The organism is Bordetella petrii (genome assembly GCF_020991325.1).
In the GTDB taxonomy this organism is placed as follows: domain Bacteria; phylum Pseudomonadota; class Gammaproteobacteria; order Burkholderiales; family Burkholderiaceae_B; genus Bordetella_A; species Bordetella_A petrii_E.
Genome location: NZ_JAJMLX010000260.1, coordinates 1 through 6,296, shown reverse-complemented (window position 1 = coordinate 6,296; position 6,296 = coordinate 1). Strand labels below are relative to the sequence as shown.

General features: G+C 65.0%; 7 protein-coding genes and 1 pseudogene. 1 reads left to right on the top strand and 7 read right to left on the bottom strand.

Annotated elements, in window-relative coordinates; genetic code table 11:
* On the top strand, nt 1-294 hold a 294-nt coding region (locus tag LPZ50_RS20150), incomplete at its 5' end, for an outer membrane beta-barrel protein (RefSeq protein WP_230664308.1).
* 110 nt (nt 295-404) lie between these two features.
* Here LPZ50_RS20150 and LPZ50_RS20145 read toward each other — a convergent pair.
* From LPZ50_RS20145 to LPZ50_RS20115, 7 genes and pseudogenes are all read right to left on the bottom strand, one after another.
* A pseudogene (locus LPZ50_RS20145) lies at nt 405-824 on the bottom strand (DMT family protein); the annotation flags it as partial.
* 122 nt (nt 825-946) lie between these two features.
* On the bottom strand, nt 947-1,669 hold the full coding sequence (locus LPZ50_RS20140) for an ABC transporter ATP-binding protein (RefSeq protein ID WP_230664304.1): 723 nt from the start codon (nt 1,667-1,669) through the stop codon (nt 947-949).
* A complete protein-coding gene (locus tag LPZ50_RS20135) occupies nt 1,666-2,472 on the bottom strand; it encodes an ABC transporter ATP-binding protein (RefSeq protein ID WP_230664300.1) in 807 nt (268 codons plus the stop codon). Before LPZ50_RS20135 ends, LPZ50_RS20140 begins: the two co-directional genes overlap by 4 nt.
* Nucleotides 2,469-3,554 carry an ABC transporter permease subunit gene (locus tag LPZ50_RS20130; protein WP_230664297.1) on the bottom strand — a complete coding sequence of 362 codons (1,086 nt, stop codon included), beginning with the start codon at nt 3,552-3,554 and terminating at the stop codon, nt 2,469-2,471. Before LPZ50_RS20130 ends, LPZ50_RS20135 begins: the two co-directional genes overlap by 4 nt.
* Nucleotides 3,551-4,402 (bottom strand): branched-chain amino acid ABC transporter permease, encoded by an 852-nt coding sequence (locus LPZ50_RS20125; RefSeq protein WP_419195619.1) that lies wholly within the window; start codon nt 4,400-4,402, stop codon nt 3,551-3,553. The genes LPZ50_RS20130 and LPZ50_RS20125 overlap by 4 nt, the downstream gene beginning before the upstream one ends.
* A gap of 197 nt (nt 4,403-4,599) precedes the next feature.
* Nucleotides 4,600-5,745, bottom strand: a complete 1,146-nt coding sequence (locus LPZ50_RS20120; protein WP_230664291.1) for a branched-chain amino acid ABC transporter substrate-binding protein — start codon at nt 5,743-5,745, stop codon at nt 4,600-4,602.
* Between the two features lie 234 nt (nt 5,746-5,979).
* Nucleotides 5,980-6,296, bottom strand: a 317-nt coding sequence (locus tag LPZ50_RS20115) for a hypothetical protein (protein WP_230664287.1), incomplete at its 5' end; no start/stop codon positions are given.

Sequence of the window (6,296 nt, the reverse complement as noted above, 5' to 3'; positions counted from 1 at the left end):
AAGGCGCAGGGCCTGAATCTGAGCCTGGTAGGCCGCGCGCCCCTGAACGAGCAGTTCGATGTGTTCGGCAAGATCGGTACGACCTACGGCCGCACCCGTACCAGCGGCAACAGCGGTTTCGGCGTGACCACGGGCAAGGACGATGGTTTCGGCCTCTCCTACGGCGCTGGCGTGCGCTGGGCGTTCAACCCGCAATGGGCGGCCGTGCTGGAATGGGAGCGCCACCGCTTCCACTTCGCGGACGACAAGTCCGATGTGGACATGACTTCGATCGGCGTGCAGTACCGGTTCTGAGCGGCCTGCCGCGCCGAAGCCGGTTCCGCTCACCGGCGCGCCGAGCGCCAGAATGCAAAAAGCCCCTCACGAGGGGCTTTTTGCTGTGCGGATGGCAGGGTCCTCCTGCTTCAGGCGCTGCGGAAGATGAAATACACCGCGCCCACCATGCACAGCCCGGCCCACAGGTAGTCCCATTTCAGGGGCTCGCCCATGTACCAGACGGCAAAGGGGACGAACACGGTCAGCGTGATCACTTCCTGCATGATCTTCAGCTGCCCCACCGAGAACTGGGTGTGGCCGATCCGGTTGGCCGGCACCTGCAGCAGGTACTCGAACAGAGCGATGCCCCAGCTCACCAGCGCTGCCACATACCAGGGCGAAGTCGCCAGGTTCTTCAGGTGCCCGTACCAGGCGAAGGTCATGAAGATGTTGCTGGCCACCAGCAACAGGATGGTCTGCAGGGAAACAGGCAGGGATTGGAGCGTGTTCAACATGGCCGGAAGGCGTTGCCGCGGGGTTTGAATGGAATCGGACTCTAGCGCAATTCCAGCAAGCGCGCATAGCTATCAAGAATGAAGCAAAACGCAACATTCCGCGGCATGAAAAAAGCACCGCGATGCGGTGCTTTTCGGGGGGCGGCAGACTGCGGCAACCGCCGCAGCCGCGTCTCTCACTCGCCCAGGTAGGCAGCGCGCACGCGCGGGTCGCTCAGGAGATCCTGACCGGCGCCAGTCATGCTGATCAGGCCGGATTCCATCACGTAGCCGCGGTGGCTGTGTTCCAGTGCCAGCTTGGCGTTCTGCTCGATCAGCAGGATGGTGACGCCTTCGTCGGCAATGGCGCGCACCACCTCGAACACTTTCTCGACCATCAGCGGCGCCAGTCCCATGGACGGCTCGTCCAGCAGCAGCAGCCGCGGCCGTGCGATCATGGCGCGGCCCATGGCCACCATCTGCTGCTCGCCGCCCGACAAGGTGCCGGCGGCCTGCCGGCGGCGCTCGGCCAGGCGCGGAAACAGGTTGAAGACGCGCTCGGTGTCCTGCCGCACCTGGGCGGTATCGCGCCGCACGTAGGCGCCCATCGCCAGGTTTTCCTCGATGGTCAACTGGCCGAAAATGCCGCGGCCTTCGGGCACCATCACCAGGCCGCGCCGCACCAGTTCGAATGATTTGCGGCCGTTGATCGATTCCCCGCTGTAAAACACGTCGCCACCGGCCAGCGGCACCAGGCCGCAAATGGCGCGCAGCGTGGTGCTCTTGCCCGCGCCGTTGGCGCCGATCAGGCATACCAGTTCACCGGCGTCCACGCGCAGGTCGATGCCGCGCACGGCGCGGATGCCGCCATAGGCGACTTCCAGTCCGCGCAATTCAAGTAAGGGTTGGGACACGCTCATGATGCCGCTTGCTCCGATGATGGCGCGGGCGTATCGTGCGCTGCGCCTGCGCCCAGATAAGCCTCGATCACTTTGGGATCGCGCTGTACCTGGGCGGGTTTGCCCATGGCCAGCACCTTGCCGTATTCCAGCACCAGCACGCGGTCGCACAGCCCCATGACAAGCTTCATGTCATGCTCGATCAGCAGTACCGTGACACCGTCGCGGCGGATTTTTTCGATCAGTTGGCGCAGCACCACTGTTTCCGACGCGTTCATCCCGGCGGCCGGTTCGTCCAGCGCCAGTAACTTGGGCTCGATGGCCAGCGCGCGGGCGATTTCCAGGCGGCGCTGGTCGCCGTACGACAACGAACGGGCCACGTCATTGGCGCGCGCTCCGATGCCCACGTAGTCCAGCAGATCGTGGGCGCGCCGCTCGATGGCGGCCTCTTCGGCGCGTTGCGCGCGAGTACGCAGCACGGCACCCAGCACGCCCGCGCGGGTGCGCGCATGGCGTCCGATCATGACGTTCTCGATCGCGCTGAGATTGGCGAACAGCCGGATGTTCTGGAATGTGCGCGCCAGGCCTGCCTGCGCTACCTCATGCGGTTTGCGGCCCGTGAGCGGCGCGCCGTCGAAATCGCAGCGCCCCTCTTCCGGGATATACAGCCCCGTCAGCACGTTGAACAGCGTGGTCTTCCCCGCGCCGTTGGGGCCGATCAGGCCGTAGATCTCGCCCTCGCGGATGTCGAAGCTGACCTCGGACAACGCCCTCAGGCCGCCGAATCGCTTGCCCAGCCCTTCCGCTTGCAGAATGATGCTCATGCCCGGCCCTCCGTCGTGCCCGCCAGCTCGCGCTTGCGCACCGCCGACGGCCACAGGCCGGCCGGGCGGAACAGCATGACGCACACCATGGCCAGGCCGAACAGCAGCATGCGTATGCCCTCCGGATCCAGCACCACTTCGCCGAACACGAGCCGCTGCACGGGCTCGACCACGGCGCGCAGGAACTCGGGCAAGGCGGCCAGCAGGATGGCGCCCAGGATCACGCCCGGGATATTGCCCATGCCGCCCAGCACCACCATGCATAGCACCGAGATGGATTCCGTGAGGCTGAAGCTTTCCGGGCTGACAAAGCCCTGCATGGACGCGAACATTGCGCCCGCCACGCCGCCGAACGAAGCGCCCATGGCGAAGGCCAACAGCTTCACGTTGCGGGTGTTGATGCCCATGGCCTTGGCGGCGATTTCGTCTTCGCGGATGGCTTCCCAGGCGCGCCCGATGCGCGAGTTCTGCAGGCGCAGGCACACCAGGACAATCAGCAGCGTGATGGCCAGCAGCAGGTAGTAGTACTTTTCGGGTCCGGTCACGCGCATGCCCAGCAGCGTCTCGGAACGCCCGAACATGAATTCGCCCACCTTGAAACCATCGATGCGGTTGATGCCCTGCGGGCCGTTGGTGATGTTGACCGGCGCATTCAGGTTGTTAAGGAAAATGCGGATAATCTCGCCAAACCCCAGGGTGACGATGGCCAGGTAATCGCCCCTCAGCTTCAATGTGGGCGCGCCCAGCAGCACCCCGAACACGCAGGCCAGCGCCAGGCTGATGGGCAGGATGGCCCAGAATGGCAGGTGCAGGCCGAAATGGGGCGAGGCCAGCAGCGCCCAGGTGTAGGCGCCCACCGCGTAGAACGCGATGTAGCCCAGGTCCAGCAGGCCGGCAAAGCCCACCACGATGTTCAGGCCCAGCGCCAGCATCACATACAGCAGCGCGAAATTCAGGATGCGCACCCAGCTCTGGCCCGCCATGCCCAGCACGAACGGCAGCACCGCCAGCGCCACGCCGAGCAGCACCACGCCCAGCAGGCTGCGCCCGGACAATCCGTTTTTCTTGAGTATGGCGTTCATGCGCGATCTCCCACGCGTTCGCCCAGCAGGCCCGAGGGCCGGAAGATCAGCACCAGCACTAGCACGATAAAGGCAAATACATCCTGGTAGTGGCTGCCCAGGAACCCGCCGGTCAGGTCGCCGATATAGCCGGCGCCCAGCGATTCGATAATGCCCAGCAGCAGGCCGCCGGCCATGGCCCCCACCAGGTTGCCGATGCCGCCCAGCACCGCGGCCGTGAAGGCCTTCAGGCCCAGCATGAAGCCCATGGTGTATTGCGCCACGCCGTAATAGGTGGTGACCATCATGCCTGCCACGGCCGCCAGCGCCGAACCGATCAGGAAAGCCGCGGAAATGACGGTGTTGATATTCACCCCCATCAGGCCCGCCACCTCGCGGTTCTGCGCCGTGGCCCGCATGGCGGTGCCCAGCCGGGTCTTGTGCACCACGGCCAGCAGCGCACCCATGATCAGCGCCGCGATCAGCACGATGGCCATCTGCAGCGAGCTCATGCGCGCCCCTGCCAGCTCGAATACCTGCGGCTGCAGCACCTGCGGAAAATTCAGGTAATTGCGGCCCCAGATCATCATGGCCAGGTTCTGCAGAATGATGGAAACCCCGATGGCGGTGATCAGGGCCGCCAGGCGCGGGGCGCGCCGCAGGGGCCGATAGGCCACGCGTTCCGCCGTCCAGCCCACCGCCATGCACAGCGGCACCGACACCAGCAGGCCCGCGCCCAGCACGGCAAAGGCGGACACGGTGGGGTCGCCTCCCACCAGGGCCGCCGCGATCATGGTGGCCGCCATGGCCCCTATCATGACCACGTCGCCGTGCGCGAAATTGATCAACCCGATGATGCCGTACACCATCGTGTAGCCCAGCGCGACCAGCGCATAGACGCTGCCCAGTGTCAGGCCATTGATGAGTTGTTGTATGAAGATGTCCATAGGGGCGCCGAGCCAGCCGGGTGCTCAAGAAGGAAAAAGCCGCGCCGCGGGCGTGATGCCGCGCAGCTGTCATGCACCGCGCGGGCGTCGGGCGCCCGCGCGGTGTACGTGCCAGCCTGTCAGTTGGCCTGGCTTACCATGGTCTCGACCATTTCCCATTTGCCGTTCTTGACTTCGTAAATGGTGACCGAGATTTCTTTCAGATCGCCCTTCGCATCGTAGGCGATGTGTTCGCTGGTGGCGCCCTTGCGCTGCAGCTTGGCCAGTTCGGGCAGGTAGTCGGCCGGATCGGCCGACCCGGCCTTCTCGATGGCGGCGATCATGTTCCAGGCGCCGTCGTAGGCGTAAGGCGCGTACACGCCGGGAGCCTTCTTGAAGCGAGCCTCATAGCGCTGGGCGAAATCCTTGCCCGCCGCCATCTTTTCCAGCGGCACGCCCGCCAGCGAAGCGTAGGTGCCGTCGGCCGCGTCGCCGGCCAGCTTGATAAACGTGTCGCTGCGGGTCATTTCGCCAGACACCAGCGGCGCCTTCAGGCCCAGGCTGACCAGTTGCCGCTTCATCGGGCCGGATTGCGCGTCCAGGCCGCCGTAGAAAATGGCGTCCGGGCCGGCGGCCTTGATGTTGGTGAGAATCGACGTGAAGTCGTTCGCCTTGTCGGTGGTGTATTCGCGGCGCACGATCTCGCCGCCCGCCTTCTTGACGGCCTTCTCGACTTCGTCGGCCAAACCCTGGCCGTAGGCCGTGCGGTCGTCGATGATGGCAACCTTCTTGGCCTTCAGGTTCTGCACAATGAACTGGCCCACCGCGGCGCCCTGCTGCGTGTCGCTGGTCATCATGCGGAAGGTAGTGTCGTAACCCTGGTTGGTGTATTCGGGCGACGTGGCCATGGCGATCTGCGGCAGGCCGGCCTCGTTGTACACGCGGGACGCCGGAATGGTGGTGCCGGAATTGAAGTGGCCCAGGATGCCGTCGACCTCTTCGTCCACCAGTTGTTGGGCCACCTGCACCGCGGTGCGCGGGTCGGCCTGGTCGTCGCGCGACACCAGGATGAACTTGGCGGTATCGCCATCGATCTTGATGCCCTTTTTGTTGGCTTCTTCCAGCGCCAGGGTCAGACCGTTCTGCATGTCTTCGCCATAGTGCGATTGCGGGCCGGTCAGCGGCGCGGCGAAGCCGAACTTGATGTCTTCGGCATGCGCGGTGCCCAGCAGGCAGGCCGCGGACAAGGCGGCCGCCAGGGCCGGACGGGAAAATGCGAATTTCATGTAAACCCTCCTGTGTGAATGGCTTGGCATAAGAACATGCCGCTACTCGTGGCGCGGATGCCCTTTATTCGTTGCAAACTTCGATCGGCACCGGGTGCCGGTGCCGCCACGGTGTCCCCTTGCCAAGGGTTACCCCAAAAGTTGCACCGAATTGTCGATCAGGTGCAACCTCGGGGCTATTGGAGATAACCCGTGTCTCTCCGGGTAACCCAATATGTTGCGGCATGCATGGAATCAACCTATCGACATCAGGCTGGCGTTGCCGCCGGCCGCTGCCGTATTGACGCTGACCGAGCACTCTTTCACCAATTGCTCCAGGCTGTAGGCGGCCCCTGCCGCCAGGGCGTCCGGCGTCAAACCCTGTACCGCCAGGATGGGGCCGCCGCGCGCCGCGATGCGTTCGTTCCATGCGCGCAGGGCATCGCCGTCTCCTTCGAACAGCACGCCATGGAATACCGCATGATCGATATCGCCATCGGCCAGGAACGCCGCGGCATCCGGCGCGCCCTCGGCGGCATGCCAGGCGCGCGCCGCCGGGGTGTCGGCGAACA

Bases quoted from the DNA above. Each gene is read 5' to 3' on its own strand.
- LPZ50_RS20140 (WP_230664304.1), bottom strand. From the start codon at position 1,669: ATGAGCGTGTCCCAACCCTTACTTGAATTGCGCGGACTGGAAGTCGCC.
- LPZ50_RS20135 (WP_230664300.1), bottom strand. From the start codon at position 2,472: ATGAGCATCATTCTGCAAGCGGAAGGGCTGGGCAAGCGATTCGGCGGC.
- LPZ50_RS20130 (WP_230664297.1), bottom strand. From the start codon at position 3,554: ATGAACGCCATACTCAAGAAAAACGGATTGTCCGGGCGCAGCCTGCTG.
- LPZ50_RS20125 (WP_419195619.1), bottom strand. From the start codon at position 4,402: ATGGTGTACGGCATCATCGGGTTGATCAATTTCGCGCACGGCGACGTG.
- LPZ50_RS20120 (WP_230664291.1), bottom strand. From the start codon at position 5,745: ATGAAATTCGCATTTTCCCGTCCGGCCCTGGCGGCCGCCTTGTCCGCG.